Source organism: Haliscomenobacter sp., assembly GCF_965225875.1.
Taxonomy (GTDB): Bacteria; Bacteroidota; Bacteroidia; order Chitinophagales; family Saprospiraceae; genus Haliscomenobacter.
The window spans coordinates 2,285,280-2,300,745 of the sequence record NZ_CBDDBS010000002.1 but is presented as its reverse complement, the minus strand read 5'-3'; the positions used below and the strand labels follow the sequence as shown (position 1 = coordinate 2,300,745).

Below are 15,466 nucleotides of genomic sequence, written 5' to 3'. Positions count from 1 at the left end.
CCAAAACTACCAAAGCGACATTTTTTTACCACAAAGGAAAAAACAAGGACACAAAGGACACAAAGGACACAAAGTTAGACGTTGACGGCCTTTGTGCCCTCTGTATTTCTTGGTGTTTTCTCTGTAAAAAAAATGTCGCTTTGGTTGTATTTTGAAAATTTGGGGTTTTGATTCAAAACCCCAAATCCGAGACCAAACTAGCCCATTTTCTGCGCAATATCCCGCATCACATCCACCAACACCTGCACACCTTCCAGCGGCATGGCGTTGTACATGGAAGCGCGGAAACCACCTACCGAGCGGTGCCCACGGATGCCATCGATGCCCGCCGCTTTGGCTGCAGCATCAAAAGCCTTATCGACTTCCTCGTTGATGGCCAGGAAAGTCGGGTTCATCAAGGAGCGGTCGCCTTTTTCAGTAACGGTACCGTTGAAGAGTGGGTTAGCGTCCAGTTCGTTGTAGAACAAGTCACCTTTGGCTTTGTTGCGAGCTTCCATTGCGGCAAGGCCACCTTGATCTTTAACCCACTGCATGGTCAGCATCGAAACGTAGATGGGGAATACCGGTGGGGTATTGTACATGCTATCGTTAGAGTCGTGAATGCCATATTGCAGCATGGATGGAATGGCGCGGTTTACTTTGCCGAGCAAGTCCTTGCGCACAATCACCAGCGTAGTTCCTGCAGGGCCCATGTTCTTTTGTGCCCCAGCATAAATCAACCCGAATTTCTCAACCGGAATTGGACGGCTGAAGATATCCGAAGACATGTCACATACAATCGGCACTTCGGTATCTGGCCACCAGTGGTACTGGGTACCGTAGACGGTGTTGTTGCTGGTGATGTGCAGGTACTTGGCATGGCTGGGCACCGTCCAACCTTTGGGGATGAAGGTGTAATTTTGCTCCTTCGACGAAGCCAACACTTCAACCTTGCCAAAGAGTTTGGCCTCTTTGATGGCTTTGTCAGCCCAGGTGCCTGTATTGACGTACGCTGCTGTCTCGTCCTCGTTCAGGAGGTTCATGGGTGCCATGAAGAACTGAGTGCTGGCCCCCCCGGAGAGGAACAACACCGCGTAATCGTCGCTGAGGTTCAATAAGTCACGTACCAGTTGCTCAGCTTGAGCAGCGATAGCGATGAAGTCTTTGCTACGGTGGGAAATCTCTAAAATAGATAGTCCACTGTTGTTGATATTGAGTACGCCACGAGCGGCTTCTTCAATGACCGATGCTGGTAAAATAGCCGGCCCAGGACTGAAATTGTGTTTCTTCATTGGGTGTGCAAATTTTGGTGGTGCAAAAATAGGTTTTCTAGGTGGTGCCCGCTTGGAAAAAATGGAAGTTTTGTGGCTTTTTTTACGATGGGAAAGCGTTCGAAGGTCCGGGGCTAAAAACAAAATCTTCTTTCTCTTCGTTTTCAACTGTATATTTGTGCTCAAATAGCAACCCAATGCTAAAAATTTTGCACCTCATCTTGGCACTCAACATCCTTTTATCCTCCAGCGGGATAATGGTGTTTGAGCATTTGTGCCAAATGCGGGGCAAAAAAGTAGCCTTGTTTGTACAGCCTAAAAGTTGCTGCCAAAAGCGAGCACAACTCCAAAGCTCCTACTGTGAAAAACAAGAAGGGGCCAACATGGAGGAAAGCTTATCACGCATTCCCTGCTGTTCGGACAAATCCTCTTTCCTCAAAACCGACACCCAGCCAACCTTACAAAAAGTAATAGAATTCAGCCTTGTCGCTGATCCCTTTGCTTTGCTTCCAAGTTTAGATTTTGCCTTTGAATTTCCCCGGGATATTCTCCCACACAACCAAAAAATTCTACGTTTTTACCTGTACAAGCCACCGCCCCGAATGCGTGACATTCCCGTGCTTGTACAATCCTTCCTTTGTTAGTCTCTTCCAACGTTAAGCCTTCATCGTCCTGATGAAGCCCTGCATTTCCTTTTTATCCTGATAAGATTTTGAACTATGGCAATGCTATTTGTAAAAAACATGGTTTGCAATCGTTGCAAAATGGTGCTGCGCACTGAGTTGGCAAAACTAGGCGTAGAACCCATTCGCATTGATTTGGGTGAAGTACAACTCGAAACCGAGCTGAGTACTGCTCAGAAACAGACCCTGAGTCAAAATTTACAGGTCCTGGGTTTTGAATTGATTGACGACAAAAAAAGCCGCGTCATCGAGCGCATCAAAACCATCATCATCGAATTGGTCCATCAGCAGAACAGCGCCTTGAGCAAGAACCTCTCTGTTTACCTGACCGAGGCCTTGCACTACGAATATTCGTACCTGAGCAACCTGTTCACCGCAGTGGAAGGCACCACCATTGAGCAGTATTTCATCACCCAAAAAATTGAGCGGGTGAAAGAACTGTTGGTTTATGACGAGCTTTCCCTGAATGAAATTGCTTATCAACTGAATTACAGCAGTGTAGCCCATTTGAGCAATCAGTTCAAAAAAATCACGGGTTTGACCCCCAGCCATTTTCGACAACTCAAGGATAAAAAGCGCAAAGCGCTGGACGAGCTTTGAATTGTTAACTAAGTATGACGCAAAAAATTACTTCCCGATTTTTTTGAGGGTTTTGAATAGGAAGCTCACTTGAAATGAAGCGTTCGACTTCCTATTCAAAACCCAAATCGGGGAGTTAATTTTTCTGCGTTACTAAACAAAACGATACCATGAAAAATACCATCATAACCTGCCTGTTGAGCGCGTTTGCCATCGGCATTTTTGCACAAGCCAACGACACAAAGGCTACTTTAAAAGCACCCACGGCCAGCCCGGATGCTACCCTGGTGCAAAATTTTGGGGAAAGTGACATCACCGTAACCTACGGTCGGCCTTCCGCGCGGGGGCGGAAAATTTTCGGCCAGCTCATTCCATTTGACAGTTTATGGCGCACCGGTGCCAACGATTGTACAGCTTTGGCCTTGCGCGAAACGGTGATCATCGGGGGCAAAAAAATCCCGGCGGGCAAATATTCCCTATTCAGCATCCCTGCCCAAGAGGAATGGACCCTCATCCTCAACCGCGATGCTACCTTACACGGCGCTTTTGGTTACGATCCACAAGTGGACATCCATCGTTTCAAGGTGAAACCAGAAGCTACGGGGCGATTTTATGAAACCTTCACCATCGAGTTTGGAGACTTTAACCCACGCGGAGAAAGTTCACTGAATTTGATGTGGGAAAACACCATGGTCAAAATTCCGCTTCAGACCATTGCTGATTTCAACAACATGGCGGAAATTCAAAAGCGCCTGATTGACAAGCCGGAGAAAAATGCTGACTTGCTGTTTCAGGCTGCTGCTTATTACTATGCTACCAAGCGGGACATTCAGCAAGCCAAAACCTGGGTAGAAGCAGCTGAAAAAATGGATGATAAAACCTTTTCCATTCCCAACTTGGCGCAAAAAATCTATGCGGACCTCGGCGACTATTCAACGGCATTGGCTGCTGCCCAACGCGCATTGGCTCTGGCAGAAAAGGAAAAACTGAGCAGTTCGATCAAAGATTTAAGCAAACGTATTGCCGATTTGCAAAAACGGGCGAGCGCGGGGAAGGAACGATGAAGAAATAAATGGCGCATTTAAACGCAGCTATTTTGCGCTTAGTCAACTATCTTTTGAGGTGAATAGCAAGCCTATTTAACGAAAAAGATAGGATGAATAAGCGCAAAAGAGCAAAGTGAAAATGGGTCAGTTATTTTTTCATCGTTCCTAATAATTAATCAGCATGCCATGTTGAACAAGATCATCTATTTTTTCCTGCACAATAAGCTCATGGCCTGGGTGGTACTGCTGCTTTTTACGGGTTGGGGATTGGTGTCGGCACCCTTCGATTTCCACATTCCGGGTTTGCCCCGTGATCCGGTAGCAGTAGATGCCATTCCCGATATCGGTGAAAACCAGCAAATTGTATACGCCGACTGGTCAGGGCGTTCGCCGCAGGACATCGAAAACCAAATCACTTATCCGCTGACGACTACTTTGCTTGGGCTTCCCGGAGTGAAAAGTATCCGTTCCACTTCCATGTTTGGTTTTTCCAGCATTTACATCATTTTTGAGGATCAGATCGATTTTTACTGGAGCCGTTCGCGGATTTTGGAAAAACTCAATTCCTTGCCCTCCAGTTTATTGCCACAGAATGTACAACCCACTCTGGGGCCGGATGCTACCGGATTGGGGCAAATTTTCTGGTATACCCTCGAAGGCCGTGACCCACAAGGCAAAGCCACTGGCGGTTGGGATGCCCACGAATTGCGCAGCATCCAGGACTTTTACGTACGCTACGGCTTGACCTCCGCTGCCGGGGTGTCAGAAGTAGCCTCGATTGGTGGTTTTGTCAAAGAATACCAAATTGACGTTGATCCGCATGCCTTGCGTACCTACAACATCAGCCTGGAAGAAGTGATGACCGCGGTGCGCCAATCCAACCTCGATATTGGTGCCCAAACCCTGGAACTCAACCTCGTGGAGTACTACGTGCGTGGGCTTGGCTACATCAAAACCCTCGCCGATTTGGAAGAAACGGTGGTAAGGGTGAGTAACAACATTCCCATCCGTATTCGCGACATCGCCAAGGTCAACATCGGCCCTGCAGAGCGGCGAGGGATTTTGGACAAGTCTGGTGCCGAGGCCGTAGGGGGAGTAGTGGTGGCGCGTTTTGGCTCCAACCCACTAGAGGTCATTCAAAAAGTAAAAGAACGGATTGCCGAGATTGAACCCGGTTTGCCCAGCAAAGTACTGGCCGATGGCACCCTTTCCCAGGTGAAAATAGTGCCCTTTTACGACCGTACCCACCTGATCAAAGAAACCCTGGGCACCCTTTATGGCAACCTGATTCAGGAAATCCTCACCACCATCATTGTGGTCATCGTACTCTTGTTCAACCTGCGGGCCTCCCTGGTCGTATCCGGGCTTTTACCTATTGCGGTGTTGATGACTTTTATTGTGATGAAGTTGGTCGGGGTGGATGCCAACATCGTGGCACTTTCGGGTATCGCAATTGCCATTGGAACCATGGTCGATGTGGGGATTGTCATGTCGGAAAACATTGTGCGGAGGTTAGAGACCCACGGCGATAAAGAAGATTTGTTCACTACAGTGTATGAAGGTTCGGCAGAAGTGGGGTCGGCAGTGGTGGCGGCAGTATTGACGACTATCGTGAGTTTTTTACCCGTATTCGCCTTGGAGGGCGCTGAAGGTAAATTGTTCCGCCCCCTGGCTTTTACCAAAACCTTCGCTTTAGGTGCTGCGATTGTGCTGTCTATTATGGTATTGCCAGCCTTGGCGCATACTATTTTTTCCTGGAAAGTAACACGGCGCTTTTGGCATTGGCTAGGTGCCGGGGCATTGCTATTGGGAGGGATTATTGCTTTGATTTTTCAGCAAAATACCTTAGGCTTTATTTTGCTCATCATTGGCATTTCGACGGCCGTATTGGTGTGGAGTGAAAAACGTTTTGGCGGGATTTTACACGAAAGGATCAAACAGGGCATCAATTTAGTATACGCCGCAATTGTAGCCGCCCTGATCACCCGCATGTGGATGCCGCTTGGGGTGGATCAATCCTTTTTCCTCAACTACTTGTTTGTAGGTGGGATCATTGCAGGCTTGTTAGGGCTTCTGTACGGAATGACGGTTATATACCGCCCCCTATTGGCTTTCTTCCTGGAATACAAGCTGCTGTTTATGCTCATTCCCTTGGGCATTTTGAGTGCAGGCTATTTCATCTTTAGAGGAATTGGGCGCGAATTTATGCCCGCACTGGATGAAGGCTCTTTTTTGCTCATGCCCAGCGCGATGCCCCATGCGGGTACACAGGAGAATGCCCGCAATTTGCGGATGTTGGACATGGCGGTTACTGCTATTCCCGAGGTAGAAACCGTGGTGGGTAAAGCTGGTCGAGTAGAAAGTGCCCTCGATCCTGCCCCCTTGCCCATGTACGAAAACGTGATTTTGTACAAATCCGAATACAAAACCGACGAAGACGGCAATCGCCTCCGCTTCAAGGTGGATGCAAGGGGAGAATATGTGCGCGATAAAAAGGGGGAATTGATCGAAGACCGCAACGGCCAGTATTTCCGCCAGTGGCGCGATCACATCCAATCTCCCAACGACATCTGGGATGAAATCAGCAAGGTGACCCAACTGCCAGGGATTACCTCCGCACCCAAGTTGCAACCCATCGAAACCCGTTTGATCATGTTGCAAACGGGGATGCGCGCACCAATGGGCATCAAAGTCAAGGGGCCGACGCTGGAAAGCATCGAAGCCTTTGGCCTCGAAATTGAAAAATTACTTCGTGAAGTAGAAGGGGTAAAAGATGCCGCCGTTTTTGCAGATCGGATTGTCGGCAAACCTTACCTCGAACTGGAAATAGACCGCGCCGCCATTGCCCGACATGGGCTGAGTATTGCCGAAGTACAAAGCTACATCGAGGCCTCGATCGGCGGAACCCAGGCTACCCAAACGGTGGAAGGTCGCGAACGCTACAACGTGCGGGTGCGTTATCCCCGCGAACTGCGCAACGACCCCGAGGCGGCCAAGCATATTTTTATCCCCTCCAAAAATAGCGACAGCCCCATCCCGCTGAGTGATCTGGTCAAAACCGAGTACACCGCCGGGGCACAAATGATCAAGAGTGAAGACGGTTTTTTGGTGGGTTATGTGCTTTTTGACAAAGAAAACAACTACCCCGAAATCGACGTGGTGACCAATGCCAAAAAATTCCTGGATGAAAAAGTGGCTACAGGCGCCTTACAAGTGCCGCACGGAGTGAGCTACCGTTTTGCAGGCAATTATGAGCAAAACCTGCGCGCCAACGCGCGGCTCCGCATCATTTTGCCCTTGACTTTGCTGATCATTTTTATGATTCAGTACCTGGAGTTTCGTTCCTTGACTATCTCAGCGATGGTCTTTACAGGAGTACTCGTGGCTTTCGCCGGAGGCTTTATCATGATGTGGTTGTATGGGCAGCCCTGGTTTTTGGATTCCAATTTGTTCGGGGAAAGTTTGCGGGATTTGTTCCACGTCCATCCCGTCAACCTCAGTGTGGCGGTTTGGGTAGGTTTCCTGGCCTTATTTGGCATTGTGACCGACGATGGTGTGTTGATGGCTACTTACCTGCGTGAGCGGTTTGCGGCCTTAAAACCTGGCAACAAAAATGAAATCCGGTCGGCAGTACTCGAAGGTGCGGTCCGTCGGGTGCGCCCTGCTATGATGATTACGGCGACCACCTTGCTGGGTTTTTTACCGATTTTGACCTCCACTGGGCGGGGTTCCGACATTATGGCGCCTATGGCCATTCCGGCATTTGGTGGCTTATTGATTGAAATCATTTCCATCTTCATCGTTCCTGTGTTGTTTTGCCTGTGGAAAGAGGCAGGACTGCGTGGGAAAAAAACTGGGGAGATATGAATAAGGTGAAAAATGAAAATTTGAAAATTTTGGGGCGTTTGGTGCAAGATGGTGCGCAGGTCTCAGAACCCCCGACCCCTAAAGGGGAGCACATTTGTGGATTACAAGAAATGCTACCTTTTAGTAAAAGAAGCAATATTTTAAATAACCCGAGAATGTACTCCCCTTTAGGGGTCGGGGGTTCTGAAGCATTTGCAGAATGTGCAAAAATAACCCTCCGCTGGGTCAAGTCTCCAGACTTGAACCATTATCCGCACGTCTCCAGACGTGTTAAAATTACAATTGCTTCTTTGTTAAGTGTTTTTGAAGTGTTTTTGCGTTGCTTGTGCGTCGGAGACGCGGGGATAATGGGTACAAGTCAGAGACTTGTACCAGCGGCGTTCCACCGTTGGGCCATTTTACTTTTCATCGTGGCGACAGGAATATTAGGGTTAAAAGCCCAACCGCTCGACAGCCTTGTCCAAATTGCGCTGCGCCAAAACCCCGAGCTCAAAGCCCGCTACACCCGCTACCAATCCCAACTAGAACGAGCGCCACAACAAAGCCAGTTGGCCGATCCTCAACTGGATTTTAGTACCCAATTCCTGCCTTTGCGTATGCGTACTTGGGAGCAAGCAGCCATCATTGGGGGTATGCAGGAATTTCCCTGGCCGGGCACCTTGTCAACTCGCTCGGCTTTGACACTCAGTGAAGCACGGGTGACTTACGAACAGGCAGAAGTTGAAGCACTCAACCTTCGTTATGAAGTCAAAATGGCCTGGCTGGAATATTACTTGGCGGTCAACAGCATTCGTTTTTTGGAAGAAAGCATCACCTTAAGTCGCTCGGCTGAACGCCTGGCCCTGGCCCGGGTAGAGAGCGGTCGTGGAAATGCAACTGAAGTGTTGAAAGTGCAGTTGAAAATCCGCCAACAGGAGCAGCAACTCAACCTGCTGAAAAACCGTACCCAATTCCCGCAGTATCGCCTGAACCAATTGCTAAATCGACCGGCCCAAACCCCCATTCAATTGAAGGAAACCCTGACTTTTGAAATACTGCCTTTTCAAATGGATTCCTTGTTGCAACAGATCAAACAAGAACACCCGGCCATCAGCAGTTTGCGTTACGAAAAGGAAGCTTCACGTCAAATGGAAGCCTTGAATCGACTAGAAGGCAAACCGGACATTGGCCTGGGCTTGGACTACGTGGTGATGAGCAAAATAACCGAACACGGCCTGACTTCCGACGGCAAAGACATGGTGATGCCCCGCATTGGCATTCGTTTGCCCCTTTACCGCAAAAAATACGAGGCCAAAGCGCGGGAAGAACAACTCCGTCGCGAGAGTTTAGACCTGGAAGCCCAGGCATTGGGCAACGATTTTGCCGCAAACCTTGGTCGGGCTATGTCCCTGCAAGAGGAGGCGCGTTTGACCCACGAGTTTGTACAAGAACAGCTCAAAACCCTAGATGCATTGATCAAAATGCAGGAGGGTAACTTCAGCACCAACGCCGATTTGTACGAGAGTTTATTGGAAAATTACGAGCTACGCCTGGAGTACCAATTGATGGATCTGGATGCCATTGTGAAGGTGCAGCAAGCGAAGGCGGAAGTTGAGAAGCTGAGGAGTTGAGAAGTTGAGGCTGGTCACTGAGCCTAGCCGAAGTGCCAGCCTCAACTTCTCAACTCCTCAGCTTCTCAACTCCTCAACTAAAAAAGCATGAAACCAAAATATCAACTTTCACCCCGTACCTTTTTACCTGCCGTAACCCTCCTGGTTGGTCTGGTACTGGGCTATCTCATTTTTGGACGCAATCACCAACACCAAAGCAGCACCGTAGGAACCGAGTCAAGTTCCACAGCCACGACTTACACCTGCTCCATGCACCCCCAAATTCGCCAACAGGAACCAGGCATTTGCCCCATCTGCGAAATGGATCTTACCCCAATGAATGCTAGTGCAAGTACGGATCCTTTGGTGATGGAAATGAGCGAGGATGCCATTCGCCTGGCTGACATCCAAACTACGGTGGTAGGGCAGGGGCAAAGCGCAGGGAAAAAATTGAGCCTCAGTGGTAAAATCCAACCCGATGAACGAGCTATTTCCACCCAGGTTACTCACATCCCTGGCCGGATCGAGCGACTGTTCATCACCTTTACGGGCGAGCAAGTGCGCAAGGGGCAAGCGGTAGCCCGCATGTATTCGCCGCCCTTGGTGGCTGCTCAGCAGGAATTATTGGAGGCCATTCGTTTCAAGGGCAAGAGCTCGGAATTGGCTGAGGCGGCGCGCAGCAAGTTACGCTATTGGAAAGTGTCGGATGAATTCATCCAAAAAATAGAAGAGGAAGGCAAAATCCAGCGCGAAATCACCCTTTATGCCGACCACAGCGGTATAGTGATGACTCGAAAGGTGGCCGTAGGGGATTATGTAGAGGAAGGTTCTGCACTATTTGAGTTGAGCAACCTCAATCAGTTGTGGGCGCTGTTTGAAGCATATGAAACGGATCTCGCCCATATTCGGGTGGGCAATACGGTGCAGTTCAGCACCCCTTCAGTACCCAACCGTAACTTCAGCGGGCGGATTACCTTTATTGATCCACTGATTGATGCCCAATCACGCACAGCATCCCTACGGGCAGAAATCCAGAACCATGGAGGCTTATTGAAGCCGGAAATGTTCATTCAAGGTGAAGTAAATGCCAACGCAAGTGGAAAAACTGCCTTGGAAGTGCCCAAAACTGCTGTGCTTTGGACGGGCAAACGTTCGGTGGTGTACCTTAAAAAGGCAGATGCAGAAGTGCCCAGTTTTGAATACCGCGAAATAGAACTGGGGGAATCTACCTCCAATGCCTATCTCGTGCTCAAGGGCCTGCAAGCTGGTGACGAGGTGGTAACCAATGGTGCATTTGTGATCGATGCCGCAGCCCAACTCAACAACCAACAAAGTATGATGAACAAACTGGTGGCCAAAACGGAGGCTGCGGCCATGGAAATGCCGGATTTCAGATCTGTAGTTTCACCCGTATTCCGCCAGGATCTGGATGCATTGTCAAAAACCTATTTAAAAGTTAAGGATGATTTGGTCAAAACCAATGCCAAAGCCAGCTCCACTCACGCTGTAGATTTAGCCAAACAATTGGAGAAAATGCAAAACCCCAACTTGCCCGCTGAAGCCCTGGCTTTTTGGAAAACCCAGTTCAATGCCCTGCGCCAACACGTGGCCCGCATCAAAGCCAGCACTGATGTAGAAGCCCAAAGGGTACAATTCGATTTTGTATCTCAACTCCTGATCCACACATTTAAAGTATTTGGCTCTGGAAAAGAGGCTTTGTATGTTCAACATTGCCCCATGGCTTTCAACAACCGTGGGGCTGACTGGCTCAGCAATGAAGAAAAAATCCTCAATCCCTATTTCGGCGATGAAATGCTGAATTGTGGATTTGTCAAAGAGAACGTTAATCAATAACCAAATTTAAATTTTAATCCAATGAAACAACTGACTTTCCTCCTACTGTGTGTAGGAATGCTGTTTGGTGCCAGCCAGGCATCGGCTCAAACCGCCGACAAAAGCAAAGGTGGCCCCAATGCCGAGGTGAAAGAATCCACCTTTAAAGTGTACGGCAACTGCGGCATGTGCAAAAAACGCATCGAAACCGCCGCCAAAGAACTGCCCGGGGTAAGCAAAGCGAACTGGGACATGGACGAGAAAAAACTCACCGTGAGTTATGAAGACACCCCAGGTGCCTTGAAACAAATCAAGGAAAAAGTAGCTTCTGTAGGCCACGATACGGATGAAACCCGTGCTAAGGACAAAGTATACAAAGCGCTACATGGTTGCTGCCAGTACGATCGTCCGAACAGCAACTAAAGCTTAATAGGCTTAAAATCAGCTGAATGGTGAAATTGTAGAGATTCTCTATTCACCATTCAGCTTTTATCTTTAATTTTGCGGCTCAAAAGTTATAAATCAGTGTACCATGAATAAAGTTTCCATGCGCATTAGCTTCAGCATGTTGGTATTGGTGCTCAGCATTTGGGCTTGTGGCGGCTCGGATAAAGCAGCGGATCAAACCGGCGAAACCAACAAAACCGAAGCCAAAGCAGCTGGTTCAGAACCAACTGCCGAGGGCATCGAATTTACCGCCAAATACCAGTGTCCGATGCATTGCCCCGGTAGTGGAAGTGAAACCTACGGTAGCTGCCCCGTTTGCGGCATGCACTACATGTACAACCCCAACCTGCCGGATGCAGCTGTAATCAATAAAAAGTTGTTCAAAGAAAACCCTCAAATCGATCCAGACAACCCCAAACCAGCAGCTGGACACGAAGGGCATGGCCATTAATTGTTGTAAGTACCATGAAGAGATTATTCAATCGCGTCAATAACCGAGAGCTAAAACAACGTTTGGAGGAGAGTAATGAGCCAAGAACAACCTTGTCTTTTTACCAATACTACCAACTCGAAGCCCCCCAGGCCTTCCGGGATGAGTTGTACCTGTTGTTGAGCGAATGTGGCGTATTGGGGCGGATTTATGTGGCCAAAGAGGGAATCAATGGTCAGATTTCGGTGCCTACCGAAAAATTTGAAGCATTTAAAACTGCCCTTTTCAGCATCCACTGGCTGAATGGCATTCGGTTGAACATAGCTGTCGAAAAAGACGGCAAGTCCTTTTTTAAACTGGCCATCAAAGTGCGGGAAAAAATCGTTGCCGATGGCCTGGATGACGCCACCTTTGATGTGACCAAAAGGGGCAAACACCTGCGCGCACCCGAAGTCAATGAACTTCTAGATAAGCCCGAAACCATTGTGGTTGACATGCGCAACCACTACGAGAGTGAAGTCGGCTATTTTGAAGGAGCGATCCGCCCGGATGTGGAAACTTTCCGGGAAGCTTTGCCTCTGGTCGAAGACTTACTGAAAGAAGATAAGGATAAAAACATAGTGATGTACTGCACGGGTGGAATCCGCTGCGAAAAGGCCAGCGCCTACTACCTGCACAAGGGCTTCAGCAATGTGTTTATGATCGATGGGGGCATTATTGAATATGCCCACCAATGTGAAGAGCAAGGTTTGCCCAACAAGTTCATCGGCAAAAATTTTGTCTTTGATGAACGCCTGGGAGAACGAATTTCCGAAGATGTTGTGGCCCATTGCCACCAATGCGACCAACCCTGCGATACCCACCGCAACTGTGCCAACGACGTATGCCACGTACTCTTCATCCAGTGTGAGGATTGCGCGGCGAAATACCATGCTTGTTGTTCCCAGGAATGTGCCGACTTTAGTCAATTGCCAGCAGAGGAGCAGGAGAAATTGAAAGGGACGGTAGAATTCAATGGGACGAGGTTTGGAAAGGGGAGGTATCGGGCGCTGCGGAGGACATGAGTCTTTGCTCTATTTCAAACCGATACTTTTAAAGAGAAGGATAGCCCTTTGTATGCCTTTTCGAAAGGTCCAGCCTTTACAACTTTGTGGCGTACATCACCTTTCGAAAAGTTCTTTAGCGCACAATGGTGCAAATAAAAAACCCTCCGAAAGTCTGAAACTTTCGGAGGGGCGTTTTGGAGCTTTACATCACCTGTAGTCAATAGTTTTACTGTTTTTCTTGCCCGGATGCGAGTACTTTGACTGCCTCTTTGCATTTGTTTAGTTTCTTTTTGGTCTTTTCAAGCTTTTCAGCTAGTTCTGCATTTTCCTTTTGCAGTTGCTTAATCAAGTAGATTGGGTCTAAAACTTCTTTGTCTCTTATTAACATCGGTTCCGATTCATAAGCGAAGTATTCGGGGTTAATCCCCTTTTCTTCAAGCCTCCTTAGCTTTTTTAAAATAGTAGGGCTAAATCTTTCCTTTTTACTCCATGTGGATACCTTTGACTGGTATCCCCCGACAATTGCTGTTAAGTCGGTCTGGGTCATTTTTAAATATTCTAACACTGATAAGAGGCGTAAACCAGCGTTGAAGTTTGCCATTTCTTGTTGGTTTAAATATAAATTCGATTCGTTTCTTGCTTTATCAACAACATCTATTTTTGAAAAAATAGATGTTGTTGATAGCTCTGGAAAATAATTAATCCGTCAATTTCAATACATCTAAAAACGCCTTCTGTGGTACCTCTACGCTACCAATCTGACGCATCTTCTTCTTACCTTCTTTCTGCTTCTCAAGCAGTTTCCTTTTACGCGAAATATCCCCACCATAACACTTGGCAGTAACGTCTTTGCGCAGGGCCGAGATGGTTTCACGGGCGATGATTTTGGCACCTACCGCAGCCTGAATGGCGATCAAAAACTGCTGACGAGGCAGCAATTCTTTCAAACGGGAGCAGATTTTGCGGCCAAAAGACTCCGCTTTGGTGCGGTGCACCAGTGCGGAAAGGGCATCCACATTTTCAGCATTCAGCTTGATGTCCAGCTTCACGAGATCGGAAGCGCGGTAATCGAGCATGTAGTAATCGAAAGAAGCGTAACCCCGGGAGATTGACTTGAGGCGATCATAAAAATCGAAGACGATTTCTGCCAGCGGCAACTCAAAAGTCAGCTCTACCCGACTGGTCGTCAAGTAGCTTTGACGGGTCAAAATCCCCCGTTTATCCATACACAGGGTCATAATGGTCCCGATGTATTCCGGTTTGGTGATGATTTGAGCGCGGATATAAGGTTCTTGTACTTCTTGCAAATAGTTGGGGTCTGGCAGGTCGGTTGGGGTGCGTACCGCGAATTTTTCGCCCTTGGTATTGGTGGCAAAATAAGACACGTTTGGTACGGTGGTGATCACCTCCATGTTGAACTCCCGAGACAGACGCTCCTGAATGATTTCCAGGTGCAACATACCCAGGAAGCCGCAACGGAAACCGAAGCCCAAGGCAACCGAGGTCTCAGGCTCGAAGACCAAAGAGGCATCGTTCAACTGCAATTTCTCCAAACTATCGCGCAGGTCTTCAAAATCGTCGTTGTCGACCGGGAAAATCCCGGCGAATACCATCGGTTTTACATCCTCGAAACCGTGGATGGCTTCGGTACAAGGATTGATGGCATTGGTAATGGTATCCCCAACCTTAATCTCGCGCGATTCTTTGATCCCAGTGATGATGTAACCTACGTTCCCGGCTTCCAGATGGGTTTGAGGAATCAGGTTCATTTGCAGGATCCCTACCTCGTCTACTTCGTATTCTTTGCTGGTGTGGAAAAAGCGAATCTTTTCTCCTTTGCGCATCCGACCATTGAGGATACGGAAATAGGCAATTACGCCCCGGAAAGAGTTGAACACGGAGTCAAAAATCAAGGCTTGCAGGGGCGCTTCAGGGTCACCCTTAGGAGCGGGAATCCGCGCCACTACCGCGTCCATAATTTCCTGAATGCCAGCTCCCGTTTTACCGGAGGCCAACAATATATCTTCCCTTTTGCAGCCAATCAAATCGATGACCTGATCGGCCACCTCTTCGACCATGGCACTTTCCATGTCGATTTTGTTCAGGACCGGAATGATCTCCAGGTCGTGCTCGATGGCAAGGTACAAGTTTGAGATGGTCTGCGCCTGAATGCCTTGGGTGGCATCCACGAGCAGTAGTGCACCCTCACATGCAGCAATGGAGCGAGATACTTCGTAAGAAAAGTCGACGTGCCCGGGGGTGTCGATCATATTGAAGGTGTAACGTTCCCCATCGCTATGAACATAGGCCATCTGGATGGCGTGGCTCTTGATCGTGATGCCACGTTCGCGTTCCAGGTCCATGTTGTCCAGGGTCTGGGCCATCATGTTGCGCTTATCAATGGTTTTGGTAAACTCCAACAGGCGGTCCGACAGGGTACTTTTACCGTGGTCGATATGAGCAATTACACAAAAATTTCGAATGTTCTTCATATTCCTCAATGTGCTACCTACACGAAACAAGTTTCGGGGCAATTGGATCGCAAAGTTCTAAAAAAATCCTGAAATCTAATCACAAGTCAGCGTTTCGGAATTTTGCTGCAAAGGTAGGCTAATTAATTATTTAAATGGGGAAAAAACTAAAAACAAAAAGGTACAAAACCATAAAAGTTCTGTACCTCAAACAGCTATTGAATG

Annotated in this window: 12 protein-coding genes; 9 read left to right on the top strand and 3 right to left on the bottom strand. The window is 48.3% G+C overall.

Annotated elements, in window-relative coordinates; genetic code table 11:
* Positions 1–197: 197 nt before the first annotated feature.
* Positions 198–1,271, bottom strand: a complete 1,074-nt coding sequence (serC, locus tag ACO08K_RS11850; protein WP_421796608.1) for a 3-phosphoserine/phosphohydroxythreonine transaminase — start codon at positions 1,269–1,271, stop codon at positions 198–200.
* A 176-nt stretch (positions 1,272–1,447) separates the two neighbouring features.
* Between serC and ACO08K_RS11845 the strand changes: the two genes are divergently transcribed.
* The 9 genes from ACO08K_RS11845 to ACO08K_RS11805 all read left to right on the top strand — a co-directional run bounded on the left by ACO08K_RS11845 (position 1,448) and on the right by ACO08K_RS11805 (position 12,788).
* Positions 1,448–1,894 carry an HYC_CC_PP family protein gene (locus ACO08K_RS11845; RefSeq protein ID WP_421796607.1) on the top strand — a complete coding sequence of 149 codons (447 nt, stop codon included), beginning with the start codon at positions 1,448–1,450 and terminating at the stop codon, positions 1,892–1,894.
* 75 nt (positions 1,895–1,969) lie between these two features.
* Entirely contained in the window at positions 1,970–2,533 is a 564-nt protein-coding gene (locus tag ACO08K_RS11840) for a helix-turn-helix domain-containing protein (RefSeq protein WP_421796606.1), read from the top strand.
* A gap of 149 nt (positions 2,534–2,682) precedes the next feature.
* Positions 2,683–3,576 carry a DUF2911 domain-containing protein gene (locus tag ACO08K_RS11835; protein ID WP_421796605.1) on the top strand — a complete coding sequence of 298 codons (894 nt, stop codon included), beginning with the start codon at positions 2,683–2,685 and terminating at the stop codon, positions 3,574–3,576.
* Between the two features lie 168 nt (positions 3,577–3,744).
* Entirely contained in the window at positions 3,745–7,425 is a 3,681-nt protein-coding gene (locus ACO08K_RS11830) for an efflux RND transporter permease subunit (RefSeq protein ID WP_421796604.1), read from the top strand.
* A 410-nt stretch (positions 7,426–7,835) separates the two neighbouring features.
* Complete coding sequence (locus ACO08K_RS11825; protein ID WP_421796603.1) at positions 7,836–9,035, top strand: TolC family protein; 1,200 nt, start codon at positions 7,836–7,838, stop codon at positions 9,033–9,035.
* 87 nt (positions 9,036–9,122) lie between these two features.
* Positions 9,123–10,868 carry an efflux RND transporter periplasmic adaptor subunit gene (locus ACO08K_RS11820; protein ID WP_421796602.1) on the top strand — a complete coding sequence of 582 codons (1,746 nt, stop codon included), beginning with the start codon at positions 9,123–9,125 and terminating at the stop codon, positions 10,866–10,868.
* A 21-nt stretch (positions 10,869–10,889) separates the two neighbouring features.
* Positions 10,890–11,270, top strand: coding sequence for a heavy-metal-associated domain-containing protein (locus tag ACO08K_RS11815; RefSeq protein WP_421796601.1), 381 nt, complete (start codon positions 10,890–10,892; stop codon positions 11,268–11,270).
* Positions 11,271–11,379: 109 nt separating this feature from the next.
* Positions 11,380–11,745: a hypothetical protein gene (locus ACO08K_RS11810; protein WP_421796600.1), complete on the top strand. Its 366-nt coding sequence runs from the start codon at positions 11,380–11,382 to the stop codon at positions 11,743–11,745.
* A 14-nt stretch (positions 11,746–11,759) separates the two neighbouring features.
* A complete protein-coding gene (locus ACO08K_RS11805; protein WP_421796599.1) occupies positions 11,760–12,788 on the top strand; it encodes a rhodanese-related sulfurtransferase in 1,029 nt (342 codons plus the stop codon).
* A gap of 208 nt (positions 12,789–12,996) precedes the next feature.
* Here ACO08K_RS11805 and ACO08K_RS11800 read toward each other — a convergent pair whose 3' ends face one another.
* Positions 12,997–13,371 carry a hypothetical protein gene (locus tag ACO08K_RS11800; protein ID WP_421796598.1) on the bottom strand — a complete coding sequence of 125 codons (375 nt, stop codon included), beginning with the start codon at positions 13,369–13,371 and terminating at the stop codon, positions 12,997–12,999.
* Positions 13,372–13,468: 97 nt separating this feature from the next.
* The gene (lepA, locus tag ACO08K_RS11795; RefSeq protein ID WP_421796597.1) at positions 13,469–15,262 is read right to left on the bottom strand and encodes a translation elongation factor 4; all 1,794 of its coding nucleotides are present in this window, start codon (positions 15,260–15,262) and stop codon (positions 13,469–13,471) included.
* Positions 15,263–15,466: the final 204 nt, after the last annotated feature.

Excerpts from the sequence above, each read along its gene's own strand:
- serC (WP_421796608.1), bottom strand. The coding sequence starts at position 1,271 with ATGAAGAAACACAATTTCAGTCCTGGGCCGGCTATTTTACCAGCATCG.
- ACO08K_RS11845 (WP_421796607.1), top strand. The coding sequence starts at position 1,448 with ATGCTAAAAATTTTGCACCTCATCTTGGCACTCAACATCCTTTTATCC.
- ACO08K_RS11840 (WP_421796606.1), top strand. The coding sequence starts at position 1,970 with ATGGCAATGCTATTTGTAAAAAACATGGTTTGCAATCGTTGCAAAATG.
- ACO08K_RS11835 (WP_421796605.1), top strand. The coding sequence starts at position 2,683 with ATGAAAAATACCATCATAACCTGCCTGTTGAGCGCGTTTGCCATCGGC.
- ACO08K_RS11830 (WP_421796604.1), top strand. The coding sequence starts at position 3,745 with ATGTTGAACAAGATCATCTATTTTTTCCTGCACAATAAGCTCATGGCC.
- ACO08K_RS11820 (WP_421796602.1), top strand. The coding sequence starts at position 9,123 with ATGAAACCAAAATATCAACTTTCACCCCGTACCTTTTTACCTGCCGTA.
- ACO08K_RS11815 (WP_421796601.1), top strand. The coding sequence starts at position 10,890 with ATGAAACAACTGACTTTCCTCCTACTGTGTGTAGGAATGCTGTTTGGT.
- ACO08K_RS11810 (WP_421796600.1), top strand. The coding sequence starts at position 11,380 with ATGAATAAAGTTTCCATGCGCATTAGCTTCAGCATGTTGGTATTGGTG.
- ACO08K_RS11805 (WP_421796599.1), top strand. The coding sequence starts at position 11,760 with ATGAAGAGATTATTCAATCGCGTCAATAACCGAGAGCTAAAACAACGT.
- ACO08K_RS11800 (WP_421796598.1), bottom strand. The coding sequence starts at position 13,371 with ATGGCAAACTTCAACGCTGGTTTACGCCTCTTATCAGTGTTAGAATAT.
- lepA (WP_421796597.1), bottom strand. The coding sequence starts at position 15,262 with ATGAAGAACATTCGAAATTTTTGTGTAATTGCTCATATCGACCACGGT.